The 21,328-nt window shown below is 71.9% G+C and carries 17 protein-coding genes; 12 read left to right on the top strand and 5 right to left on the bottom strand.

Translation table 11 applies throughout. From position 1 onward, the window contains the following. Positions 1 to 12 precede the first annotated feature (12 nt). Complete coding sequence (locus G6W55_RS07515; protein WP_175520010.1) at positions 13 to 2,577, bottom strand: ATP-dependent Clp protease ATP-binding subunit; 2,565 nt, start codon at positions 2,575 to 2,577, stop codon at positions 13 to 15. Between the two features lie 426 nt (positions 2,578 to 3,003). Next, positions 3,004 to 3,771, bottom strand: coding sequence for a type I methionyl aminopeptidase (map, locus tag G6W55_RS07510; RefSeq protein ID WP_175520009.1), 768 nt, complete (start codon positions 3,769 to 3,771; stop codon positions 3,004 to 3,006). Between the two features lie 32 nt (positions 3,772 to 3,803). Between map and G6W55_RS07505 the strand changes: the two genes are divergently transcribed. From G6W55_RS07505 to G6W55_RS07465, 9 genes are all read left to right on the top strand, one after another. Next, positions 3,804 to 4,073, top strand: a complete 270-nt coding sequence (locus tag G6W55_RS07505) for a helix-turn-helix domain-containing protein (protein WP_175520008.1) — start codon at positions 3,804 to 3,806, stop codon at positions 4,071 to 4,073. Positions 4,074 to 4,220: 147 nt separating this feature from the next. Then, positions 4,221 to 5,822 (top strand): hypothetical protein, encoded by a 1,602-nt coding sequence (locus tag G6W55_RS07500; protein WP_175520007.1) that lies wholly within the window; start codon positions 4,221 to 4,223, stop codon positions 5,820 to 5,822. 191 nt (positions 5,823 to 6,013) lie between these two features. Beyond that, complete coding sequence (locus G6W55_RS07495; protein WP_175520006.1) at positions 6,014 to 6,856, top strand: nitrilase-related carbon-nitrogen hydrolase; 843 nt, start codon at positions 6,014 to 6,016, stop codon at positions 6,854 to 6,856. Further along, positions 6,853 to 8,136, top strand: a complete 1,284-nt coding sequence (locus G6W55_RS07490; protein ID WP_078635699.1) for an aspartate aminotransferase family protein — start codon at positions 6,853 to 6,855, stop codon at positions 8,134 to 8,136. Before G6W55_RS07495 ends, G6W55_RS07490 begins: the two co-directional genes overlap by 4 nt. Before the next feature lie 74 nt (positions 8,137 to 8,210). Continuing rightward, on the top strand, positions 8,211 to 9,797 hold the full coding sequence (locus tag G6W55_RS07485) for a PucR family transcriptional regulator (protein WP_175520005.1): 1,587 nt from the start codon (positions 8,211 to 8,213) through the stop codon (positions 9,795 to 9,797). Between the two features lie 155 nt (positions 9,798 to 9,952). Continuing rightward, entirely contained in the window at positions 9,953 to 10,795 is an 843-nt protein-coding gene (locus G6W55_RS07480; RefSeq protein WP_175520004.1) for a nitrilase-related carbon-nitrogen hydrolase, read from the top strand. 112 nt (positions 10,796 to 10,907) lie between these two features. Further along, positions 10,908 to 12,311 (top strand): dihydropyrimidinase, encoded by a 1,404-nt coding sequence (gene hydA, locus G6W55_RS07475; RefSeq protein ID WP_175520003.1) that lies wholly within the window; start codon positions 10,908 to 10,910, stop codon positions 12,309 to 12,311. An 11-nt stretch (positions 12,312 to 12,322) separates the two neighbouring features. Next, positions 12,323 to 13,342, top strand: coding sequence for a TIGR03842 family LLM class F420-dependent oxidoreductase (locus G6W55_RS07470; protein ID WP_175520002.1), 1,020 nt, complete (start codon positions 12,323 to 12,325; stop codon positions 13,340 to 13,342). 169 nt (positions 13,343 to 13,511) lie between these two features. Further along, positions 13,512 to 15,044, top strand: coding sequence for an NCS1 family nucleobase:cation symporter-1 (locus tag G6W55_RS07465; protein WP_175520001.1), 1,533 nt, complete (start codon positions 13,512 to 13,514; stop codon positions 15,042 to 15,044). Between the two features lie 47 nt (positions 15,045 to 15,091). Here G6W55_RS07465 and G6W55_RS07460 read toward each other — a convergent pair whose 3' ends face one another. Next, positions 15,092 to 15,766, bottom strand: coding sequence for a hypothetical protein (locus tag G6W55_RS07460; protein WP_078635710.1), 675 nt, complete (start codon positions 15,764 to 15,766; stop codon positions 15,092 to 15,094). 282 nt (positions 15,767 to 16,048) lie between these two features. Between G6W55_RS07460 and G6W55_RS07455 the strand changes: the two genes are divergently transcribed. The 3 genes from G6W55_RS07455 to G6W55_RS07445 all read left to right on the top strand — a co-directional run bounded on the left by G6W55_RS07455 (position 16,049) and on the right by G6W55_RS07445 (position 18,976). Next, on the top strand, positions 16,049 to 16,891 hold the full coding sequence (locus G6W55_RS07455) for an inositol monophosphatase family protein (RefSeq protein ID WP_175520000.1): 843 nt from the start codon (positions 16,049 to 16,051) through the stop codon (positions 16,889 to 16,891). A 134-nt stretch (positions 16,892 to 17,025) separates the two neighbouring features. Continuing rightward, on the top strand, positions 17,026 to 18,438 hold the full coding sequence (locus G6W55_RS07450; RefSeq protein WP_078637145.1) for an NAD(P)/FAD-dependent oxidoreductase: 1,413 nt from the start codon (positions 17,026 to 17,028) through the stop codon (positions 18,436 to 18,438). A gap of 22 nt (positions 18,439 to 18,460) precedes the next feature. Further along, positions 18,461 to 18,976: an O-acetyl-ADP-ribose deacetylase gene (locus G6W55_RS07445; RefSeq protein ID WP_078635714.1), complete on the top strand. Its 516-nt coding sequence runs from the start codon at positions 18,461 to 18,463 to the stop codon at positions 18,974 to 18,976. A gap of 21 nt (positions 18,977 to 18,997) precedes the next feature. Here the strand turns inward: G6W55_RS07445 and G6W55_RS07440 are convergent, their stop codons facing one another. Both G6W55_RS07440 and G6W55_RS07435 read right to left on the bottom strand, forming a co-directional pair. Then, complete coding sequence (locus G6W55_RS07440; RefSeq protein ID WP_030789029.1) at positions 18,998 to 19,519, bottom strand: RNA polymerase sigma factor; 522 nt, start codon at positions 19,517 to 19,519, stop codon at positions 18,998 to 19,000. A gap of 90 nt (positions 19,520 to 19,609) precedes the next feature. Further along, complete coding sequence (locus tag G6W55_RS07435; RefSeq protein ID WP_175519999.1) at positions 19,610 to 20,914, bottom strand: protein kinase; 1,305 nt, start codon at positions 20,912 to 20,914, stop codon at positions 19,610 to 19,612. Positions 20,915 to 21,328: the final 414 nt, after the last annotated feature.

Below are 21,328 nucleotides of genomic sequence, written 5' to 3'. Positions count from 1 at the left end.
ACGTCAGGGTTCTCACGGGTCTTGCGGGTCTTGCGGCTCTGCTGTGGGGGCGGGCGGCGGCAGCGTACGGAACGCCAGCCGCCCGTCCTCCACCTCCACGCGCACCCGCTCGCCCTCCTTGACCCGGCCGTCGAGCAGCAGCCGGGAGAGCCGGTTGTCCACCTCGCGCTGGATCGTCCGGCGCAACGGCCGTGCCCCGTACTCCGGTTGGTGGCCGCGCTCGGCCAGCCAGTCGACGGCCTCGTCCGCGAACTCCACCTGGATGTCCTGGGCGCGCAGCAGCCGCCGGGTCTGCTCCAGCAACAGGTCGGTGATCCGACGCAGTTGGGCGTCGGTCAGCCGGTCGAAGACCACGATCTCGTCGATCCGGTTGAGGAACTCGGGACGGAAGTGGTCGCGCAGCGGCCGCAGGATCCGCTCCCGCCGCGCCTCCTCGTCCGCCTCCGCGCCGCCCGACCCGAAGCCGATGCCGGACCCCTGCTTGCTGATCGCGTCCGAGCCCAGGTTGCTGGTCATCACGATCACCGTGTTGGTGAAGTCGACCGTGCGGCCCTGGGAGTCGGTGAGCCGGCCGTCGTCCAGGACCTGGAGCAGGACGTTGAAGACGTCCGGGTGCGCCTTCTCGACCTCGTCGAGCAGCAGCAGCGAGTACGGGTGCCGGCGCACCACCTCGGTGAGCTGCCCGGCCTCCTCGTGGCCCACATAGCCGGGTGGAGCGCCCACCAGCCGGCTCACCGTGTGCCGTTCCTGGTACTCGCTCATGTCGAGCCGGACCATCCGCTCCTCGCTGCCGAACAGCGCCTCCGCGAGCGCCCGGGCCAGCTCGGTCTTGCCGACGCCCGTCGGGCCGAGGAAGAGGAAGCTGCCGATCGGCCGGTCCGGGCTGGCCAGCCCGGCGCGCGAGCGCAGCACGGCGTCCGCCACCACGCGGACGGCCTCCTCCTGGCCGACGACCCGCTCGTGGAGATGCTCCTCCAGGCCCAGCAGGCGGTCCTTCTCCTCCTGGGTGAGCCGGGCGACCGGGATGCCCGTCTGCCGGGACACCACCTCGGCGATCGCCTCGGCCGTGACCTCCAGGTCCAGCCCCTCGTCGGCCGCGTCCTCGCCGCTCTCCTCGGCGATCCGCTCCTTCAGCTCGCCGATCCGGTCCCGCAGCCGGGTGGCCTGCTCGTACTGCTCGTCCGCGACCGCCTGGTCCTTGTCCAGGAGCAGCCGCTCCATCTCGCGCTCCAGCGCGCGCACGTCGGTGCCCTTGGTGCGGGCGCCCAGCCGCACCCGGGCGCCCGCCTGGTCGATCAGGTCGATCGCCTTGTCGGGCAGCCTGCGGTCGGTGAGATAGCGGTCGGACAGCTCCACGGCCGCGACCAGCGCCTCGTCGGTGTAACGGACCTGGTGATGGGCCTCGTAACGGTCGCGCAGCCCGCGCAGGATCTCGATGGCGTCCGCCACCGACGGCTCGGGGACCAGGATCGGCTGGAAGCGGCGGGCCAGCGCCGCGTCCTTCTCGATCCTGCGGTACTCCTCCAGCGTCGTCGCGCCCACGATGTGCAGCTCGCCGCGGGCCAGCGCCGGCTTGAGGATGTTCCCGGCGTCCATCGCGCCACCCTCACCGCCGCCGCCCGCGCCGACGACGGTGTGCAGCTCGTCGATGAACACGATCAGCGCGTCGGAGTGGGCGCGGATCTCGCCGACGATCGCGTTGAGCCGCTCCTCGAAGTCGCCGCGGAAGCGGGTGCCGGCCACCACGGCCGTCAGGTCCAGGGCGACCACGCGGCGGCCGTCGAGGACGTCCGGCACGTCGCCGTCCACGATGCGCTGCGCGAGGCCCTCCACGATGGCCGTCTTGCCGACGCCCGCGTCACCGATCAGCACCGGGTTGTTCTTGCCGCGCCGGGAGAGCACCTCGATGGTCTGCTCGATCTCGTCGTCGCGTCCGATCACCGGGTCGATACGGCCCTGGGCGGCCAGGCCGGTGAGGTCACGGCCGTACTTGTCCAGGGTGGGGGTGTCGGTGGGCCGCTGCCGTTCGGGATGGACCTGCGTGGTCTCGGCGCTCTCGGGCGGCAGGGACGGCGCCGCGAACCGGGCCGCGTTCAGGATGTGCCCGGCCGCGGAGTCCGGGTTCGCGGCCAGCGCGCTGAGCACGTGCTCGGGGCCGATGTGACCGGCGCCGCGCGACCTCGCCAGGTCGTGGGCGTCCAGCAGGGCGCGCTTGGCGGCGGGGGTGAGGGACAGCGACGTCGGCGGCGGCACCTCGCCCGGCGGGTGCTGGACCGGGCCCGAGCGTTCGTCGATCTGCGAGGCGAGCGAGTCCGGGTCGGCGCCGGCCCGGCTGAGCAGCCCCCGGGTCGGCTCCGCGGACAGGGCCGCGCGCAGCAGGTGCTCGGTGTCCAGGTCGCGGCTGCCGTGCTCGGCGGCGTACTGGGCGGCGCCGCGGACGAGGTCCCGGGCGGGGCGGCTCAGGAGCTGCCCGATGTTGATCTGGCGGGGGCCGGGGCGGGGCCCGCCGAAGAAGCGGGCCAGGAACTCACCGAAGGGGTCGCCGTAGCCCTCCGGGCTGGGGTAGCCGCTGGTCATGGCGTTCCGATCGATCGACGCGTACGGGTGTCCGTGCCGGGCTACACCACGATTGCACGTTCACCTGGGACCGGCATGTGCGGCAGGGTGTGCGGTCCCGGGGTTTTCGGCTGCGGGTGCGTGGGGGTTGATCGCGCAGTTCCCCGCGCCCCTGGGTGGGGGCTCCGGCCGTCGGGAGTGAGTGCGGGTGCATTGGGGCTGGTCGCGCAGTTCCCCGCGCCCCTAGGGGGTTGCAGTTGCCCGGCGGGAACGAGGCGGCGCTGGTTTCCGACGGCCAGACGTCCCACCCAGGGGCGCGGGGAACTGCGCGCCTGGCCCCCACGCACCCGCACTCGAAAACCCGGCCCAGCCCACTTCCCTGGGGGCGCGGGGAACTGCGCGATCAGCCCCCACCTACCCGCACCCGCACCCGCACCCGAAAACCGCTCACCGCACCGTCAGTACCCGCGGCCCCCCGTCCAAGATGGCCACCGTGTGTTCCGCGTGGGCCGCTCGGGAGCCGTCGTTCGTGACGAGGGTCCAGCCGTCGGACGCCGCGTGGTACCCGTCCGTCCCGCCCGCGATCACCATCGGCTCGATCGCGAGGACCATCCCGTGCCGCAGCCGCATCCCCCGCCCGGCCCGCCCCTCGTTCGGCACCCCCGGGTCCTCGTGCATCCGGCGCCCGATCCCGTGCCCCCCGAAGCCGTCCGGGATCCCGTAGCCCGCCGCACGGCACACCGTGCCGATCGCGTGCGCGATGTCCCCGATGCGGTTGCCGACCACCGCCGCCCCGATCCCCGCCGCCAGCGCCCGCTCGGCCGTCTCGATCAGCCGGGTGTCCTCCGGGCGGGCGGTCCCCACGGTGACGCTGAGCGCCGAGTCGCCCACCCACCCGTCGAGCTGCGCGCCGAAGTCGATCGAGAGCAGATCGCCGTCCCGCAGCCGGTACCCGGTGGGGACCCCGTGCACGATCGCGTCGTTCACCGAGGTACAGAGCACCGCCGGGAACGGCACCGGCGCGAAGGACGGCCGGTACCCGAGGAACGGCGACGTCGCCCCCGCCTCCCGCAGCACACCGCGCGCCACCTCGTCCAGCTCCAGCAGGGAAACGCCCACGTCGGCGGCGTCGCGCACGGCCGTCAGGGCACGTGCGACGACCTGGCCCGCCGCGTACATGGCGTCGATCGACGCGTCTGTCTTCAGTTCCACCATGCCAATTACTATACCGGTATTAGAATGGCGCCATGGTGCGCACCCCGTTGACCCCAGAAGAGCGCGAGCGCGGCGAACGGCTCGGCCGGCTGCTCCGCGAGTCCCGCGGCGGCCGGAGCATGGCCGAGATCGCCGCGGCCGCCGGCATCTCCGCCGAGACCCTCCGCAAGATCGAGACCGGCCGGGCCCCGACCCCGGCCTTCTTCACCGTCGCCGCGCTGGCCGGCGCGCTCGGACTGTCCATGGACGCACTGGCCGGAGCGTGCGCGCACGCCGAGGCGGAGGCGCCCGCCGTGGCCTGAGCCGTCCCGCGACCGGGTGGTCGCTTTTCGGTCGATGTATCGCCCGGCGCCCGTCGCGTCCCGGTTGAAAACCCGCTGTAGCCGCGCTGTAACACAGATGGTGTTTTCTTGCGGATCGGAGTGTTCCGGTCGGGCGGGAGTTGGGCGATGACTGTGGATCAACTCCCGGGCCGAGTGCGGGAGTTCGCAAGCTACCTGAACGGACTGCTGGTGCGCCTCGACCAGGGTTCCGGATGGTGCGCGGTGTTCTGGCGGCGCGACCCGGACGGCATGCGGGCCTGTGCCGAGGGACGCGAGGTGCCTCCCTGGGACGTGGTGGAGGCCCTGCTCCAGGACCTCGCAACCGACTACGGCGCCCCGGCCGCCGCCCAGGAGGCGTACCGCGTACGGCCGTTGCACATCGCGGCCCTCGCCGCCCACGACGCCCGGCCCGGCGGCCGTGACGCCCTCGCCGACCGCCTCGACGTCATGCTCCGCGAACAGCGCTACGCCGCCGAGCGCCAGGCCGAGTTGGGGCGCAGGCTCGCCGCCGCGGCCACCCGCGAGGAGGCCGACGCGCTCCGGGTCGACCTCGCCTGGGCCCAGGACGACCACGCCCGTGCCACCGCCCGCTGCGCCGAACTCCGGCACCGCATCGCCGAGTTCGACCGCCGCACGGCGAACGCCCTGCGCACGGGCGGCGGGCAGGCAAGGGGAAGCGCGGGGCGCTACGCCGCACCCGCCCCGTACGGGCCCTACAACACGTATGGCACACCCGGTCCGCACGAGACCGAGGCACCGCGAGCCCAGGCCGAGGCAGGGTCCGTGGCCGGATCCGAACCCCACCGCCCGGCCCCCGCCGAGACCGCACCCGAACCCGAGCCGGCCGCCTCCACCGCCCCGACCACCCCCGCCGCTCCCGCGAGTCCCCCCGCTCCCCCCACCCCCACCCCCACTCCCACCGTCCCCAAACAGCGCAAGCGCCGCCGCGGCAGCGCCCGTTTCGCCGGGATGGACTTCGCCGAGGCCGACGCGGAGGAGGCCGCCCCCGTCGTCGTACCGCCGAGCGCGGCACCGCCCGCCGCGGACCCGGCGGCCGTACCGCCCGAGGCCGTCTCCGCCGACGCCGCCCCCACCGCCGCTCCCGCCGCGCGCCGTTCGCCGCGCGGGGCCCGGTTCGCCGGTGCGGACGCCGAGGCGGACGCGTCGCGGGACGAGCCACGCCGCGAACCGCTGGACGCGGCGGCCCGGCAGGAGACCGTCGCGGCGGTGGAGCGGCTGGTCGCGCTGCGCGCCCAGGGCCTCAGCGGCGAGGCGCACGCCCTGCTCGCGGAGTGCGCCCACTGGCCCGCCGCCCGGATGCCGCTGCTCGCCGCCGAACTCCGGCGGGCCGGGCTCTCCGCGGACTGGACGACCCTGCTGTGGGAGGCCGCCTCCCTGCCCGCCGACCGGCTGGTCGCCGCCGCGGACGCCCTGGTCGCCGTAGGGCGCACGGCCGACGGCGAGCAGATCCTGCGCCAGGGCGTCGCCCGCCCGGCCGCCGAGATCGGGCACGCCGTGCTGGTGCTGGCCGCGGAGGGGCGCCACCGCGAGATGTCGGCGCTGCTCGACGCGTACGTCCGGGTCCGCGCCCCCGAGGAGGCGGTCCGCAGTGTCGTCCCGGACCCGCACACCCTCGTCCCGCTGCTCCTGGAGGCCGCCCGGGGCGTCTCCGACGAGTGCCACTGGGACCTCGTGCACGCGCTGCGGGTCGCCGGCCTCACCGCCTGAGCGGTCCCGCGCGGCGGGCCGGGACGTAGGCCGTCCGGCGTGCGACTCACCCACCGGAGTGTGAAACGCGATCGACTCCGCGGGTTAACGACGATGGTCTTGGCAAGCCCCTCCTGGAGGCTTACGTTCGTCCCTCTACGACCTTCGTCTACGGGCGTAGAGGCTCTGACGTCCCGTCGAAGGAGCAGCTCATGGCCAACGTCGTACGCGCCGCACTGGTTCAGGCCACCTGGACCGGTGACACCGGGTCCATGGTGGCGAAACACGAGGAGCACGCCCGCGCGGCGGCCGGGCGGGGCGCGAAGGTCATCGGGTTCCAGGAGGTGTTCAACGCCCCCTACTTCTGCCAGGTCCAGGACCCCGAGCACTACCGCTGGGCCGAACCGGTCCCCGACGGGCCGACCGTGCGGCGGATGCGGGAGCTGGCGCGCGAGACGGGCATGGTGATCGTCGTCCCGGTGTTCGAGATCGAGCAGTCCGGCTTCTACTACAACACCGCCGCCGTGATCGACGCCGACGGCACCTACCTCGGCAAGTACCGCAAGCACCACATCCCGCAGGTCAAGGGCTTCTGGGAGAAGTACTACTTCAAGCCGGGCAACCTCGGCTGGCCGGTCTTCGACACGGCCGTCGGCAAGGTCGGCGTCTACATCTGCTACGACCGCCACTTCCCCGAGGGCTGGCGCCAACTCGGTCTCAACGGCGCCCAGTTGGTCTACAACCCCTCCGCCACCCACCGCGGCCTGTCCTCCTACCTCTGGCAGCTCGAACAGCCGGCCGCCGCCGTCGCCAACGAGTACTTCGTCGCGGCCATCAACCGGGTGGGCGTCGAGGAGTACGGGGACAACGACTTCTACGGCACCTCGTACTTCGTCGACCCGCGCGGGCAGTTCGTGGGTGACGTCGCCAGCGACCGCGACGAGGAACTCGTCGTCCGCGACCTCGACTTCGACCTGATCGACCAGGTGCGGCAGCAGTGGGCCTTCTACCGCGACCGCCGCCCCGACGCCTACGAAGGGCTGGTGAAGCCGTGAACGACCTGTACGCGCGGCACCGCCGCGTCCTGCCCGACTGGCTGGCGCTCTACTACGAACAGCCCCTGGAGATCACCCACGGCGAGGGCCGCCACGTCTGGGGCGCCGACGGCACCCGCTACCTCGACTTCTTCGGCGGCATCCTCACCACCATGACGGCGCACGCCCTGCCCGAGGTCACCAAGGCCGTCGCCGAACAGGCCGGACGGATCGTCCACTCCTCCACCCTGTACCTCAACCGGCCGATGGTCGACCTCGCCGAGCGGATCGCCCAGCTCAGCGGCATCCCGGACGCCCGCGTCTTCTTCACCACCTCCGGCACCGAGGCCAACGACACCGCGCTGCTGCTCGCCACCACCTACCGGCGCTCGAACACCGTCCTCGCGATGCGCAACAGCTACCACGGCCGCTCCTTCAGCGCCGTCGGCATCACCGGCAACCGCGGCTGGTCCCCGACCTCGCTCTCCCCGCTCCAGACGCTCTACGTGCACGGCGGGGTGCGCCGCCGCGGCCCCTTCGCCCACCTCGACGACGAGGCGTTCATCGCCGCCTGCGTCGACGACCTCAGGGACCTCCTCGGCCACACCCGCCCGCCCGCCGCCCTCATCGCCGAACCGGTGCAGGGCGTCGGCGGTTTCACCTCGCCCCCCGACGGCCTCTACGCCGCCTTCCGCGAAGTGCTGCACGAGCGGGGCGTCCTGTGGATCGCCGACGAGGTGCAGACCGGCTGGGGCCGCACCGGCGACCACTTCTGGGGCTGGCAGGCACACGCCCGCAACGGCCCGCCGGACATCGTCACCTTCGCCAAGGGCATCGGCAACGGCGCCTCCATCGGCGGGGTGATCGCCCGCGCCGAGATCATGAACTGCCTGGACGCCAACAGCATCTCCACCTTCGGCGGCACCCAGCTCACCATGGCGGCCGGCCTCGCCAACCTCACCTTCCTCCTCGAACACGACCTCCAGGGCAACGCCCGCCGGGTCGGCGGCCTGCTCATCGAACGGCTGCGCGCCGTCGCCGCCCAGGACCCGGGAGTGCGCGAGGTGCGCGGCCGGGGCCTGATGATCGGCGTCGAGCTGACGAGACCCGGCACCGACCGCGCCGACCCCGACCGGGCCACCGCCGTGCTGGAGGCGGCCCGCGCCGGCGGCCTGCTGATCGGCAAGGGCGGCGGACACGACACCAGCGCCCTGCGGATCGCCCCGCCGCTGTCCCTGACCGTCGCCGAGGCCGAGGAGGGCGCCGCGATCCTCGAAAGCGCCCTGAGGAGCACCCAGTAGCACCACCCCGGCCCCCCGACCACCGAAGGAGCACCCCGGCACCCCGAACGCCGGTCGAGCAAGGGAACACCGCCATGACCACCACCCTGGAGACCTGGGGCCCCGTCGACCCCCTGGAACCCGCCCTGTCGGTCCGCCGGGTCCTCACCCTGGAACGGGTCCTCGCCGGGGAACCCGAGGTGGTGGCCGGCGCCGCCCAGCTCGACCGGCCGGTGCGCTGGGTGCATGTCGCCGAGGCCGCCGACGTCGGCGTCATGCTCACCGGCGGCGAGATGGTCCTCACCACCGGCGTCCTCCTCGCCGGCGACGACAACGCCCAGGCCGAGTACATCCGTTCGCTGCACCGCGCCGAGGCCGCCGCCGTCGTCCTCGGCCTGGGGCGCGCCTTCCCGACCACCCCGGACGTCATGCGGCGCGCCGCCGAGCGGTGCGGGCTGCCCATGGTCGTCCTGCACCGGCCCTTCCCGTTCGCCGAACTGACCGAGGAGGTCCAATCACGGCTGGTGCGGCGCAAGTTCGCCGCCGTCAGCCTCTCCGAGGCCGTACGCACCGCCCTGACCGGGCTGATCACCGCCGGGGCGCCGCTGCAACGGCTCCTGGACGAGATCGCCCATCACACCGGCTGCCCCGTCGTCGTCACCAACCTCGCCCACCGGGTCCTTGCCACCGCCGGGGAGCGGTCCGCGGTGGACGACGTGCTGCGCGACTGGGAGCGCATCGCCCGGCAGGCCGGAGGCAGCGAGGGCGACGGCTGGATCCGCGCCGAACTCGGCGGCCGCGGCGAACGCTGGGGGCAGATCATGCTCTGCGGCTACCGCGGCGACACCGCCGGCGGGAAGCTGCTCGCCGACCGCGCCGCCGAGGCCCTGGTGCTGCACCGCATGCTCGGCGGGAACGCCGCCCACAGTTGGGAGGAGCAGTCCGCGCAGAGCCTGCTCACCGACCTGCTCTCCGGTGTCGTACCGGCACGCCAACTGCTGCCGCGCGCCCGCGCCGCCGGACTCCCCGTCAACCGGCGGACGTTCGTCCCGCTGGTCGTCCCGGACGGCGAGCCCGCCCAACTGGAGCGGATGCTCAGGCTGTTGGGCCTGTCCGGCCTGGTGGCCGAGTGCACGCACGGCGCCACCGCCGTCCTGCTCAGCCTCGCCCGCGACCAGGACGCGACCGCGCTCGCCGCGCACTTCGCCGCCCGGCTGCGCACCGAGTCGGGGGAGCGGCACACCGTGGTCGCCGCCGCCGACCCGCGCACCGCCTGGGACGACGTCCCCGCCGGACTGCGTGAGGCCCAGCACGTCGCCGACGCCGTCGCCGACTCCTCCGCAGCCCTCGACCTGCCCGCCGTCGTCCGCCTCAAGGACGTCCATCTGCGCGGCCTGGTCCGCCTGTTGCGGGACGACCCGCATGTGCAGTCCTTCGCCGAGCGGGAGTTGGACGGACTGCTGTGCGCGACGGCCGCCGACGACCTCCTCGCCGTGCTGCGCACCTATCTCGCCACCGGCCGCAACAAGTCGCGCACCGCCCAGCTCCACCACGTCTCCCGGCCCGCCCTGTACCGCCGTCTGGAGGCGATAGAGGCGCGGCTCGGGGTCGACCTGGACGACTTCGAACAGGCCGCCTCCGTGCACATCGCGCTCCTCGCGCACGACGCGCAACAGGGCTGAAACCTGCCACGACCTGGGAAAACGGCGGTGAAACATGAGTCGGGAAAGACGTGACACGGTGACACGCCGCACTCCCGCAGACGTGACACGGTGCAACTCAAATGGGTCTTCAGGTCTTCCTAGGCTCCTCGCACACCGAGCGACCGGAGGTCCCGATGAGCCCAGTGATCCGTGCCGCCGTCTTCCAGACGGCCTGGACCGGCGACAAGGAATCGATGATCCAGGTCCACGAGCAGGCGGTCCGCGACGCGGCCGCGCAGGGCGCTCAGGTCCTGTGCTTCCAGGAGCTGTTCTACGGACCGTACTTCTGCCAGGTCCAGGACCCCGCGTTCTACGAGTACGCCGAGCGGATCCCCGACGGCCCGATCGTCCAGCGCTTCCAGGCGCTCGCCCGGGAACTGAACATCGTCCTCGTGCTGCCGATGTACGAGGAGGAGCAGCCCGGCGTCCTCTACAACACGGCCGCCGTGATCGACGCCGACGGCAGCTACCTCGGCAAGTACCGCAAGCACCACATCCCGCAGGTCAAGGGCTTCTGGGAGAAGTTCTACTTCAGGCCCGGCAACGTGGGCTGGCCGGTCTTCGACACGGCCGTCGGCAAGGTCGGCGTCTACATCTGCTACGACCGCCACTTCCCCGAGGGCTGGCGTGCGCTCGGCCTCGCGGGCGCCGAGATCGTCTTCAACCCGTCGGCCACCTCGCGCGGTCTGTCCGCCTATCTGTGGCAACTGGAGCAGCCGGCGGCGGCCGTCGCCAACGAGTACTTCGTCGGTGCGATCAACCGGGTCGGCACCGAGGAACTCGGCGACAACGACTTCTACGGGACCTCGTACTTCGTGGACCCGGAGGCCCAGTTCGTCGGCGAGGTGGCGAGCGACAAGGAGAACGAACTCGTCGTCCGCGACCTGGACATGGCCAAGCTGCGCGAGGTCCGCGACCGCTGGCAGTTCTACCGCGACCGCCGCCCGGAGGCGTACGGCCCGCTGACCGCGCCGTGACCGACGCGGTTCCCCGCACCCCGCGCACCCCGCGTACCAGGGGGCGCGGGGAGCCGCCCGCCCGACCGGGCATCCACCCGCCAAGGACCAACTACCGCTCCGGAGACGGAATATGAGCAGCCGTAAAATCATCCGCGGCGGACTCGTCATCACCGCGTCCGACGAGATCCACGCCGACGTCCTGATCGAGGACGGCCGTATCGCCGCCCTCGCCGCCTCCGGCACCCCGGCCGCGGACGCCTGGACCGCCGATCAGGTCATCGACGCCACCGGGAAGTACGTGATCCCGGGCGGGGTCGACGTCCACACCCACATGGAGCTGCCGTTCGGCGGCACCTTCGCCTCCGACACCTTCGAGACCGGCACCCGCGCGGCCGCCTGGGGCGGCACCACCACCATCGTCGACTTCGCCGTGCAGAGCGTCGGCCACACCCTCCGCGAGGGCCTGGACGCCTGGCACGCCAAGGCCGAGGGCAACTGCGCGATCGACTACGGCTTCCACATGATCGTCTCCGATGTGAACCAGGAGACGCTCAAGGAGATGGACCTGCTCGTGGAGGAAGGCGTCACCTCCTTCAAGCAGTTCATGGCCTACCCGGGCGTCTTCTACTCCGACGACGGCCAGATCCTGCGCGCCATGCAGCGCTCCGCCGAGAACGGGGGCCTGATCATGATGCACGCCGAGAACGGCATCGCCATCGACGTCCTCGTGGAACAGGCCCTGGCCCGCGGCGAGACCGACCCCCGCCACCACGGCGAGGTCCGCAAGGCGCTCCTGGAGGCCGAGGCCACCCACCGCGCCATCAAGCTCGCGCAGGTCGCAGGCGCGCCCCTGTACGTCGTGCACGTCTCGGCGGCGGAGGCGGTCGCCGAACTCGCCAGGGCCCGCGACGACGGACTCAACGTCTTCGGCGAGACCTGCCCCCAGTACCTGTTCCTGTCCACCGACAACCTCGCCGAACCCGGCTTCGAGGGCGCCAAGTACGTGTGCAGCACCCCGCTGCGGCCCAAGGAGCACCAGGCCAAGCTCTGGCAGGGCCTGCGCACCAACGACCTCCAGGTGGTCTCCACCGACCACTGCCCCTTCTGCTTCGTCGGCCAGAAGGAGCTGGGCCGCGGCGACTTCTCCAAGATCCCCAACGGGCTGCCGGGCGTCGAGAACCGGATGGACCTGCTCCACCAGGCCGTCGTCGACGGGCACATCTCCCGCCGCCGCTGGATCGAGATCGCCTGCGCCACCCCGGCCCGGATGTTCGGCATGTACCCGAAGAAGGGCACGATCGCCCCCGGCGCCGACGCCGACGTGGTGATCTACGACCCGCACGCCGAGCAGACCGTCTCCGCCGAGACCCACCACATGAACGTCGACTACTCGGCGTACGAGGGCAAGCGCCTCACCGGCCGCGTCGAGACGGTCCTCTCGCGGGGCGAACCGGTCATCACCGAGCGGGAGTACACCGGACACGCCGGTCACGGCGTCTACACCCCGCGCTCCACCTGTCAGTACCTCAACTAGGAGTGGCGCTCATGGACTTCGGACTCGTCCTACAGACCGACCCGCCGGCCTCGAAGGTCGTCGAGCTGATGCGGCGTGCCGAGCGGAACGGCTTCACCTACGGCTGGACCTTCGACTCCGCCGTGCTCTGGCAGGAACCGTTCGTGATCTACAGTCAGATCCTGGCCAACACCGACACGTTGACCGTCGGCCCGATGGTCACCAACCCGGGCACCCGCACCTGGGAGGTCACCGCCTCCACCTTCGCCACCCTCAACGACATGTTCGGCAACCGCACCGTGTGCGGCATCGGCCGCGGCGACTCCGCGATGCGCGTCGCGGGCCGCACCCCCAACACCCTCGCCCGGATCAGCGCCGCCATGAAGGTCATCCGGGCGCTCGGCTCCGGCCAGGAGGCCGACCTCGGCGGCACCGTCGTCCGCTTCCCCTGGATCAAGGAAGACGCGCGACTCCCCGTCTGGATGGCCGCCTACGGCCCCAAGGCGCTGAAGATGACCGGCGAGGAGGCCGACGGCTTCATCCTCCAGCTCGCCGACCTCTACCTCACCGAATACATGGTCAAGGCCGTCAAGGACGCGGCCGTCGCCGCCGGCCGCGACCCCTCCGAGGTGAAGATCTGCGTCGCCGCCCCGGCGTACGTCACCGACGACGACTCGCCCGAGGCGCTCGCCCACGCCCGCGAGCAGTGCCGGTGGTTCGGCGGGATGGTCGGCAACCATGTCGCCGACCTGGTGTCCAAGTACGGCGCCCACTCCGCCGCCGTCCCCGAGGAACTCACCGACTACATCAAGGCACGCGAGGGCTACGACTACTCCCACCACGGGCGCGCCGACAACCCCGACACCGCGTTCGTGCCCGACGAGATCGTCGACCGGTTCTGCCTCATCGGCCCCGTGGAACGGCACATCGAGAAGCTGAACGCCCTGCGCGAGCTGGGCGTCGACCAGTTCGCCGTCTACGACATGCACGACGCGCGCGAGAAGGTCATCGACGCGTACGGCACGACGGTCATCCCCGCCGTCAACGGCTGACCCGCCAGGTCGGCCGCCGACCCGCCCGTTCTACGGCTCACCCGCCCGGGTTCGTCGATTTCCCAGCCCCCCACTCCTGTTCCCCCCTCCCCGCGGACCGCGCGGGGAGGGGACCGCCGGAGACCCGCACGGCCTTTCCGGATCCACCTCTCGCTCGATTGGCCTGCCCATGACCGACACCGCTCCCACGGCGATACCGCCGACCTCCCAAGTCACCCTCGCCGACGGCAGGGTGGAGATCGCCCCTGGTTCGCCGCAGCCCAGCGGCCCCTACGCCAACGAGGACCTGCTGCCGGTCCCGGTGGAGAAGCGCACCTGGACCACGTACAACTTCTCCGCGCTGTGGGTCGGCATGGCCCACAACACGGCGTCCTGGACGCTCGCTTCCGGTCTCATCGCCGTCGGCATGGACTGGAAGCAGGCGGTGTTCACCATCGCGCTGGCCAATGTGATCGTGCTGGTCCCGATGCTCCTCACCGGGCACGCCGGACCCAAGTACGGCATCCCGTTCCCGGTGTTCGCCCGCGCCTCCTTCGGCATCCGCGGCGCCAACCTCCCCGCCGTCGTACGGGCGTTGGTGGCCTGCGGCTGGTTCGGCATCCAGACCTGGATCGGCGGCGAGGCGATCTACTTCCTCGCCGGGAAGCTGATCGGCAACGGCTGGAGCGACGCCGGGAAGATCGGCGGCTACCCCTGGACCATGTGGCTGTCGTTCGCCATCTTCTGGGCGATCCAGGTGGCCATCATCTACCGGGGCATGGAGACGATCCGCCGCTTCGAGAACTGGGCCGCGCCCTTCGTGCTCGTCGGCGCGTTCGTGATGCTGATCTGGATGAGCAACAAGGCCGGCGGCTTCGGCCCGCTGCTCGACCAGCCCTCCCAGCTCGGCTGGGGCGCCGACTTCTGGAAGCTGTTCTGGCCCTCCCTGATGGGCATGATCGGCTTCTGGTCGACCCTGTCGCTGAACATCCCGGACTTCACCCGCTACGGCAAGTCCCAGAGAGCCCAGACCTGGGGACAGGCGCTCGGACTTCCCACCACCATGACGCTCTTCGCGCTGCTGTCCGTCATGGTCACCTCGGGAAGCCAGGCCGTGTACGGCGAGACGATCTGGGACCCGGTCCAGCTCGCCGCAAAGACGGACAACGTCGTCGGTCTGCTCTTCGCCCTGGTCACCGTGCTGGTGGCGACCCTGTCGGTGAACATCGCCGCCAACCTGGTCTCCCCGGCCTTCGACTTCTCCAACATCGCGCCCAGGAAGCTGAGTTTCCGCACCGGCGCGCTCGCCACCTGTGTCCTCGGCGTGCTGATCTTCCCCTGGAAGCTGTACTCCGACCCGCAGGGCTACATCTTCACCTGGCTCGGCCTGGTCGGCGGGCTGCTCGGCACCGTCGCCGGCATCCTGATCGCCGACTACTGGATCCTGCGCCGCGGCAAGCTCGACCTGACCGACCTGTACCGGGTCGGCGGCCGCTACTGGTACGAGGGCGGCTGGAACTGGCGGGCCGTGGTGGCCTTCGTGACCGGCGGTGTCCTCGCCATCGGCGGCGCCACCTTCAAACCGCTCATCGACGGCCGGCCCATCCCGGCCCTGGAACCCCTCGCCGACTACGGCTGGGCGGTCGGCCTCGGCACCTCGATGGCCGTCTATCTGGCCCTGATGCTGCTGCGCGGACGGCAGCGGGAAGGCGCCGACGCCTGACACGCGCGGCGACCGGGCGGCCGGGGGAGTGTGCGCTGCTCCTCCGGTCAGCCGCCCTGCTTCTGGAGCGCGGCGACGGCGTCCTTCGCCGCCTTGATGGCCCCCTTGTTGATCACGTCCGTGGCGGGAGCCTTCTTCGACTCGAAGTCGCTGCCGTTGTACGTCACGATGACCAGCGCGTTGCCCACCCGGGCGAGCACGACACCCTCGCGGGTCTGCTGCTTGTCCTCGGTGGTGAGGTTCACGACCGAGTAGCCCGCGTCGCCGAGCCCCGGCACGGCCCCGCCACCGCTCTTGTCCGACACCCGCGAGGTGTACGACTTCTCGGCCGCGTCGTCCGACTCGGTGATCTCGAAGGAGACGTCGAGCCAGCGGTAGTCGTACTCCTTGAGCGCGTTCCAGGAGCAGGTGCGGCGCACGTCGGTGTCCGTGGACGGGATCTCCTTGCCGGCCTTCTTGGCACCCGGCACCAGCGCGGTGATCGTCTTCGTCGTGACACTGGTGCAGGGGGCGGGCGCGGCCGCGTACGTCTTCTTCGGCGCGGACGCCTCGGACTCGCCCGACGCCGACTGCTCGGACTGGGTCTGCGTCGTGGTGTCCTTGGCCGCCGGGTCTTGCGTGTCGGAGGCCGCGGGGGTGGTCAGCGCCCAGCCCGCGCAGGCCAGCACGGCCACCGGGGACAGACGCGCGGTGAGGGCGAGCGGCAGAGGCAGTGAACGCACGGCGCACTTTCGTGGGGGTCGGTGCGGACGGAAGTCCGCGATGCGGACAAGGACGCCAGTGTCACACGACTCCCTGTGGGGTGGATAGGGAAAACTCGCTCCGTGGTGGCGCGGTGACGAAGGGGTGCGAAGCCGCCCGAGACATCGTCGGGCGATTACTAACAAAAGGGACAAATGGTGCTCGCCGTGGCCCGTGTCGGCGTCGCACGGTGTTCATCCCTTTTCCACCCGGAGTGCACCGGCGAAGAAGGGATTGTCAGTGGGGCGTGCTCTCATGGAGGCATGATCGAAGACATGGAAACCATCGACGAGTTTCTCGCCCGGCACGCCGACGACGTGGAGGAGGCCCTCCGCAAGGCCGCCGCCACCGAGATCCTGCCCCGCTTCCGGCAGCTCGCCGCGCACGAGATCGACCAGAAGAGCGGCCCCCACGACCTGGTGACCGACGCAGACCGCAAGGCCGAGCTGTTCCTCACCGAGGCGCTCGGCGCGTTGCTGCCGGGCTCGGTCGTCGTCGGCGAGGAGGCGGTGCACGCCGACCCGCTGACGTACGAGGCGATACGGGGCGACGCACCCGTGTGGATCATCGACCCGGTCGACGGCACACGGCAGTTCGTGCACGGCGAGGACGGCTTCTGCACGCTGGTCGCGCTGGCCCACCGCGGTGTCCTGCTCGCCTCCTGGACCTACGCCCCGGTGCGCGACCAACTGGCCACGGCCGTCAGGGGCGGCGGCGCCTTCCTCGACGGGGAGCGGCTGTTCGCGGGCCCGCCCGAGGCCGGCCGCGATCTGCGGGTGGCGACCTCCCACCCCGACTACACCGCCGACGAGCAGAAGCGCGCCCTGCTGGCCCTGCGGACGGACGGCGTCGCGCCGCGCCCCTGCGGATCGGCGGGGCTGGAGTATCTGGCCGTCGCCCGCGGCGAGTCGGACGCCACGGCCTTCTCCTGGGAGGCGGCCTGGGACCACGCGGCCGGGCTGCTGCTGGTCGAGGAGGCGGGCGGCGCGCATCTGACGCTCACCGGTGAACCGTTCCGGATCACCGGCGGCAACACCCTGCCGTTCACGGCCGCCCGGGACGCGGCGACCGCCCGGCGGATCGCAAGCCTGCTGTCCGGGGCGTGAGCCGTGGACGCGCGGGCAGGTGACGGTGGACGACCCCGCGCCCGTGGCGCTGTCGTACCCCCGGCATATCCTGGCCCCGGAGGCCACCGGTCTACGGCGGCTTCCGGCTGACGAAGGGGTCGGATGTGCCGTCGATGCTCGATGCGGTCGTGGTGGGAGCGGGGCCCAACGGGCTGACCGCCGCGGTGGAACTGGCCCGGCGCGGTTTCTCGGTGGCGCTCTTCGAGGCCAAGGGGACCGTGGGCGGCGGATCCCGCACCGAGGAGCTGACCCTCCCCGGCTTCCGGCACGACCCCTGCGCCGCCGCGCACCCGCTCGGCATCAACTCGCCCGCGTTCCGCGCCCTGCCCCTGGAGCGGTACGGCCTGGAGTGGCTGCACGCCGAACTCCCCATGGCCCACCCGTTCCTCGACGGCAGCGCGGCCGTGCTCTCCCGGTCGGTCGCCGAGACCGCCGCCTCCTTCGGACCGCGGGACGCGGGCGCGTACCGGCGGCTCGTCGAGCCGTTCCTGCCCAAGTGGGACACGCTGGTACGGGACTTCATGTCCCTGCCGCGCACCGCCCTGCCGCGCGATCCGGTCACCCTCGCCCGGTTCGGGCTCGCCGGACTGCCCCCCTCCACCTGGCTGACCCGCCGGTTCCGCGACGAACCCGCCAAGACACTCTTCGCGGGGCTCGTCGGCCATGTCATGGCCCCCTTGAACGGCCTCGGCACCGGTGCCGTCGGCCTGGTCTTCGCACTCGCCGCCCACGCCCGCGGCTGGCCCGTCGCCCGCGGCGGCTCCCAGGCCGTCTCCGACGCGCTCGCCGCCTACCTCAAGGATCTCGGCGGCGCCGTCCACACCGACTACGAGGTCAAGCGCCTCGACGACCTGCCGCCCGCCCGCGCCTACGTCTTCGACACCTCGCCCACCGCCCTCGCCCGCATCGCGGGACTCGGCAACTACTACGAGGGGTTCCGGTACGGCGCGGCCGCCTTCAAGATCGACTACGCCCTGGACGGGCCCGTCCCGTGGACGGCACCGGAGGCGCGGGTCGCCGGCACCGTGCAGATCGGCGCCGACAGCGCGGAGATCGGGGCCGCGCTGCGCGCCGCGTCCCGCGAGGGCAGGGCGCCCGAGCGGCCCTTCCTGATCACCGTGCAGCCCGGTGTCGTCGACCCCGGCCGCGCCCCGGCCGGACAGCAGGTCTTCTGGGCGTACGGCCATGTGCCCAACGGCTGGACGGGCGACCTCACGGACGTCATCGAACGCCAACTGGAGCGCTTCGCGCCCGGCTTCCGCGACCGCGTCCTGGCCCGCGCGATCGCCGGCCCCGCCGAACTCGCCGCCCGCAACGCCAACTACGTCGGCGGCGACATCGCCACCGGCGCGGCTTCCGGACTCCAGCTCCTGCTGCGCCCCCGGTTGTCCCTCTCCCCGTACTCCACCCCGCACCCGGCGGTCTACCTCTGCTCCTCCGCCACCCCGCCGGGCCCCGGCGTCCACGGCATGTCCGGCCACAACGCGGCGAAGGCCGTCTGGCGGAACCTGCGCGGACGCGACTGACCGCCCTGCTATACACACGCCCATGACCACGATCACGATCAAGCTCGTCCAGGGAGACATCACCGACCAGTCCGTGGACGCCATCGTCAACGCGGCCAACTCCTCGCTGCTCGGCGGCGGCGGTGTCGACGGCGCCATCCACCGCCGGGGCGGCCCCGCGATCCTCGACGACTGCCGCCGTCTGCGCGCCTCCCACTACGGCAAGGGCCTCCCCACCGGCCGCGCGGTCGCGACGACGGCCGGCGCGCTGGACGCCCACTGGGTCATCCACACCGTCGGCCCGGTCTACAGCCCGACGGAGGACCGCTCCGCCCTCCTCGCCTCCTGCTACCGCGAGTCCCTCCGCGTCGCCGACGAACTCGGCGCCCGCACGATCGCCTTCCCCGCCGTCTCGGCCGGCATCTACGGCTGGCCCGTCGCCGACGCGGCCCGCATCGCCCTCCACACGGTCCGCACGACACCGACGAACGTCGAGGAGGCCAGATTCGTCCTCTTCGACCAGCACACGTACGACACCTTCGAAACCCAGCTCCGCTGACCGAACAGCGCCCGGGCGCGCTCAGGCCGCGTGGGGTTGCCAGGCTTCCTGGAAGCGGCGGCGGGCTCGGTAGAGGCGGGAGCGGACGGTGCCCACGGGGAGGGAGAGGGTGGCGGCCATCTCGTCCTCGTTGAGGCCGTAGAAGCGCAGGGTGAGGACCTGGCGGTGAGGGGCGGAGAGGCGGTCCAGGACGTCGTTGATGTGGACCGCGTCCAAGGGGTTCGCCGGGTGGCCGGAGTCCAGTTCCGTGCCCGTGGCCTCCGCCTTCAGGCGTTTGGCCGTGCGGATCGCCTCCCGGACGGTCACGGAGCGGACCCAGCCGTAGAAGGCGGCGGGTTCCCGTAGCGTGCCGAGTCCCCGGTAGATGGCCAGCAGGGCTTCCTGGACGGCGTCCGAGGCGTTGTCGCGGGCGATCGGGAAGCAGACGTGGGCGACGTACGGGGTGATCTCGGTGAGCAGGTCGTTCATGGCCTGGGCGTCGCCGGCCCGCGCCCGGGACAGCAGGTCGGCGACGGGGGTGGGGGGTTCGTGCTCGGTCTTCATCTCGGAGGGTCGCTCCTTGGGAAGGGGAAGCCGGGAGGGAGGGAAGGCCGGGAGGGAGGGAAGGCCGGGAGGGAGGGAAGGCCGGCCCCGTCAGGCCGTGACCGTCTGTTCGGGGTCTCGGGGTGAGCCGGCCTCAGCGGTCAGGTTCAGCAGCGTCGCGCCGACCTCGTCCCGCAGCGCGGCCATGAAGTCCGTGCTGAAGCACGCCGTGTGGTGCGGGAACTCGATGGCGAGGCGGCCGTCGAAGGTGGTCACGCAGGCCATCAGGGGGCTGCGGCCGGCCTGCGGGAAGTAGTGCTCGCGGGCCGGGACGAGCCGTACGTCCGTCACCCGCAGGCCGTCCGGGAGGCGGGGGCCGGACACCGCGCCCATGTTGGTGTTGATCACGGTGCCCATCTGGAGGGCCGGATGGCGCGGGACGTCCGGCATGATCCGCATCTCCCGGAAGTGGTCGCCGCGTTCGATGTGGTCGCCCAACGCGGTGCCCAACTCCCGGGCCAGGTCGTGCGGTGAGCTGTCCGGGCGCACCTCCAGCGTGTGCAGATGCGCGGTGACGGCGGCCACCATGACCTCGGCCGACAGCGGCGGGGTGAGGCGGGAGCGGACGTCCACGGGGGACATGCAGGCCAGGACACGCGGGCCCGTGCCGTCCATGCGCCGGCGCACCGCGAGCAGCAGGGCGGCGCCGATCACGCCGTGCACGGAGAGGCCGGCCGTGCGGGCGGCGGTGCGCAGCCGGAGAGTCTCGTCGGGGTTCAGCCGTAGCCGTGCCACCTCGATGCGGTGGTCCGGTCCGCCTCCGGAAGGGACGTCATAGGGGAGGAGCTGTACCGGGCGGAGCTGCGTGTCCTCGACGCGGCGCTTCAAGTACGCGGCCGTGTCTGCCTCGTCGGCCGGAGGGAGCAGCGTGCTGACCGGGGCCGGCCAGGCCGGCGGGCGGGGCTCGGCATCGTTGTCGGAGCCGGCGGCGAGCCGCTCCCCGTACCGGTCCCAGAGGCGGTTCAGCAGGGTGATGGCGCTGTGTCCGTCGGTGATCACATGGTCCACGGTCAGCACGAACGTGTGCGTGTGCCCGCCCGGTTCGCCGATCAGGACGGCCCGTGCCAGTGGACCGCCCACGGTCAGCGGGGTGTTCAGCTCCTCGGCGTAGGCGTCCTCGCCCGGCGGCCGCGTGGTCAGCCGGGGGCGTTCGGGCTCCGGCAGTGGTTCGAGGGCGTGGCCGCCGCCCTCCACCGGGACGATCCGGGTGCGCAGGGTGGGCTGTTCGGCGGTCACGGCGTCGAACGCCGCCGCCAGCGCCGCCGTGTCGACGGGGCCGTCCAGGGTGCAGGACAGGACCGCCCGGCTCCGCTGGGGGACGTACAGGGTCTCCACCGGACACAGTTCGCGTCGCATGCGTTCAGCCTTTCTTCCCGTCGGATTCACGTCCGACGGATGTGCTTTCCATCCAATGGAAACCAGGGGAAAGGGGAAGGGTGTCCACGCTTTCCACTCAGTGGAAAGGGCATGCTGTCGAATCCCTCGTGAGTGCGGACACTCGACCAAGGTATCCGCCGACAACCTCAAGAACAGCTCAAGTTGACTGATTCACAACCTGGATCAAGCCTTCCTTCGGGGTGTGGAAGCGGTGCCGGGCGGAGCGATTTCGGTCCGACAGCTCAGTCGTTGCAGGTCAGAGGTTTGATTCAGGGGGTGTTCACCGAGAGGCTCGGAAGGATGTCCTAAATCAATTCCCGGGGCCGGGAAACACCGGCGGCGCGTCCGAAAAAACCTCGCGCACGATATCCCGTGCGTCATTCCGCACGTATC

Source organism: Streptomyces sp. CAI-85 (assembly GCF_013363615.1).
Classification (GTDB): domain Bacteria; phylum Actinomycetota; class Actinomycetes; order Streptomycetales; family Streptomycetaceae; genus Streptomyces; species Streptomyces antibioticus_B.
The sequence above is the reverse complement of the archived record's forward strand: the minus strand, read 5'-3'. Positions and strand labels throughout refer to the sequence as shown.

Excerpts from the sequence above, each read along its gene's own strand:
- G6W55_RS07515 (WP_175520010.1), bottom strand. The coding sequence starts at position 2,577 with ATGACCAGCGGCTACCCCAGCCCGGAGGGCTACGGCGACCCCTTCGGT.
- map (WP_175520009.1), bottom strand. The coding sequence starts at position 3,771 with ATGGTGGAACTGAAGACAGACGCGTCGATCGACGCCATGTACGCGGCG.
- G6W55_RS07505 (WP_175520008.1), top strand. The coding sequence starts at position 3,804 with ATGGTGCGCACCCCGTTGACCCCAGAAGAGCGCGAGCGCGGCGAACGG.
- G6W55_RS07500 (WP_175520007.1), top strand. The coding sequence starts at position 4,221 with ATGACTGTGGATCAACTCCCGGGCCGAGTGCGGGAGTTCGCAAGCTAC.
- G6W55_RS07495 (WP_175520006.1), top strand. The coding sequence starts at position 6,014 with ATGGCCAACGTCGTACGCGCCGCACTGGTTCAGGCCACCTGGACCGGT.
- G6W55_RS07485 (WP_175520005.1), top strand. The coding sequence starts at position 8,211 with ATGACCACCACCCTGGAGACCTGGGGCCCCGTCGACCCCCTGGAACCC.
- G6W55_RS07480 (WP_175520004.1), top strand. The coding sequence starts at position 9,953 with ATGAGCCCAGTGATCCGTGCCGCCGTCTTCCAGACGGCCTGGACCGGC.
- hydA (WP_175520003.1), top strand. The coding sequence starts at position 10,908 with ATGAGCAGCCGTAAAATCATCCGCGGCGGACTCGTCATCACCGCGTCC.
- G6W55_RS07470 (WP_175520002.1), top strand. The coding sequence starts at position 12,323 with ATGGACTTCGGACTCGTCCTACAGACCGACCCGCCGGCCTCGAAGGTC.
- G6W55_RS07465 (WP_175520001.1), top strand. The coding sequence starts at position 13,512 with ATGACCGACACCGCTCCCACGGCGATACCGCCGACCTCCCAAGTCACC.
- G6W55_RS07455 (WP_175520000.1), top strand. The coding sequence starts at position 16,049 with ATGATCGAAGACATGGAAACCATCGACGAGTTTCTCGCCCGGCACGCC.
- G6W55_RS07450 (WP_078637145.1), top strand. The coding sequence starts at position 17,026 with ATGCTCGATGCGGTCGTGGTGGGAGCGGGGCCCAACGGGCTGACCGCC.
- G6W55_RS07445 (WP_078635714.1), top strand. The coding sequence starts at position 18,461 with ATGACCACGATCACGATCAAGCTCGTCCAGGGAGACATCACCGACCAG.
- G6W55_RS07440 (WP_030789029.1), bottom strand. The coding sequence starts at position 19,519 with ATGAAGACCGAGCACGAACCCCCCACCCCCGTCGCCGACCTGCTGTCC.
- G6W55_RS07435 (WP_175519999.1), bottom strand. The coding sequence starts at position 20,914 with ATGCGACGCGAACTGTGTCCGGTGGAGACCCTGTACGTCCCCCAGCGG.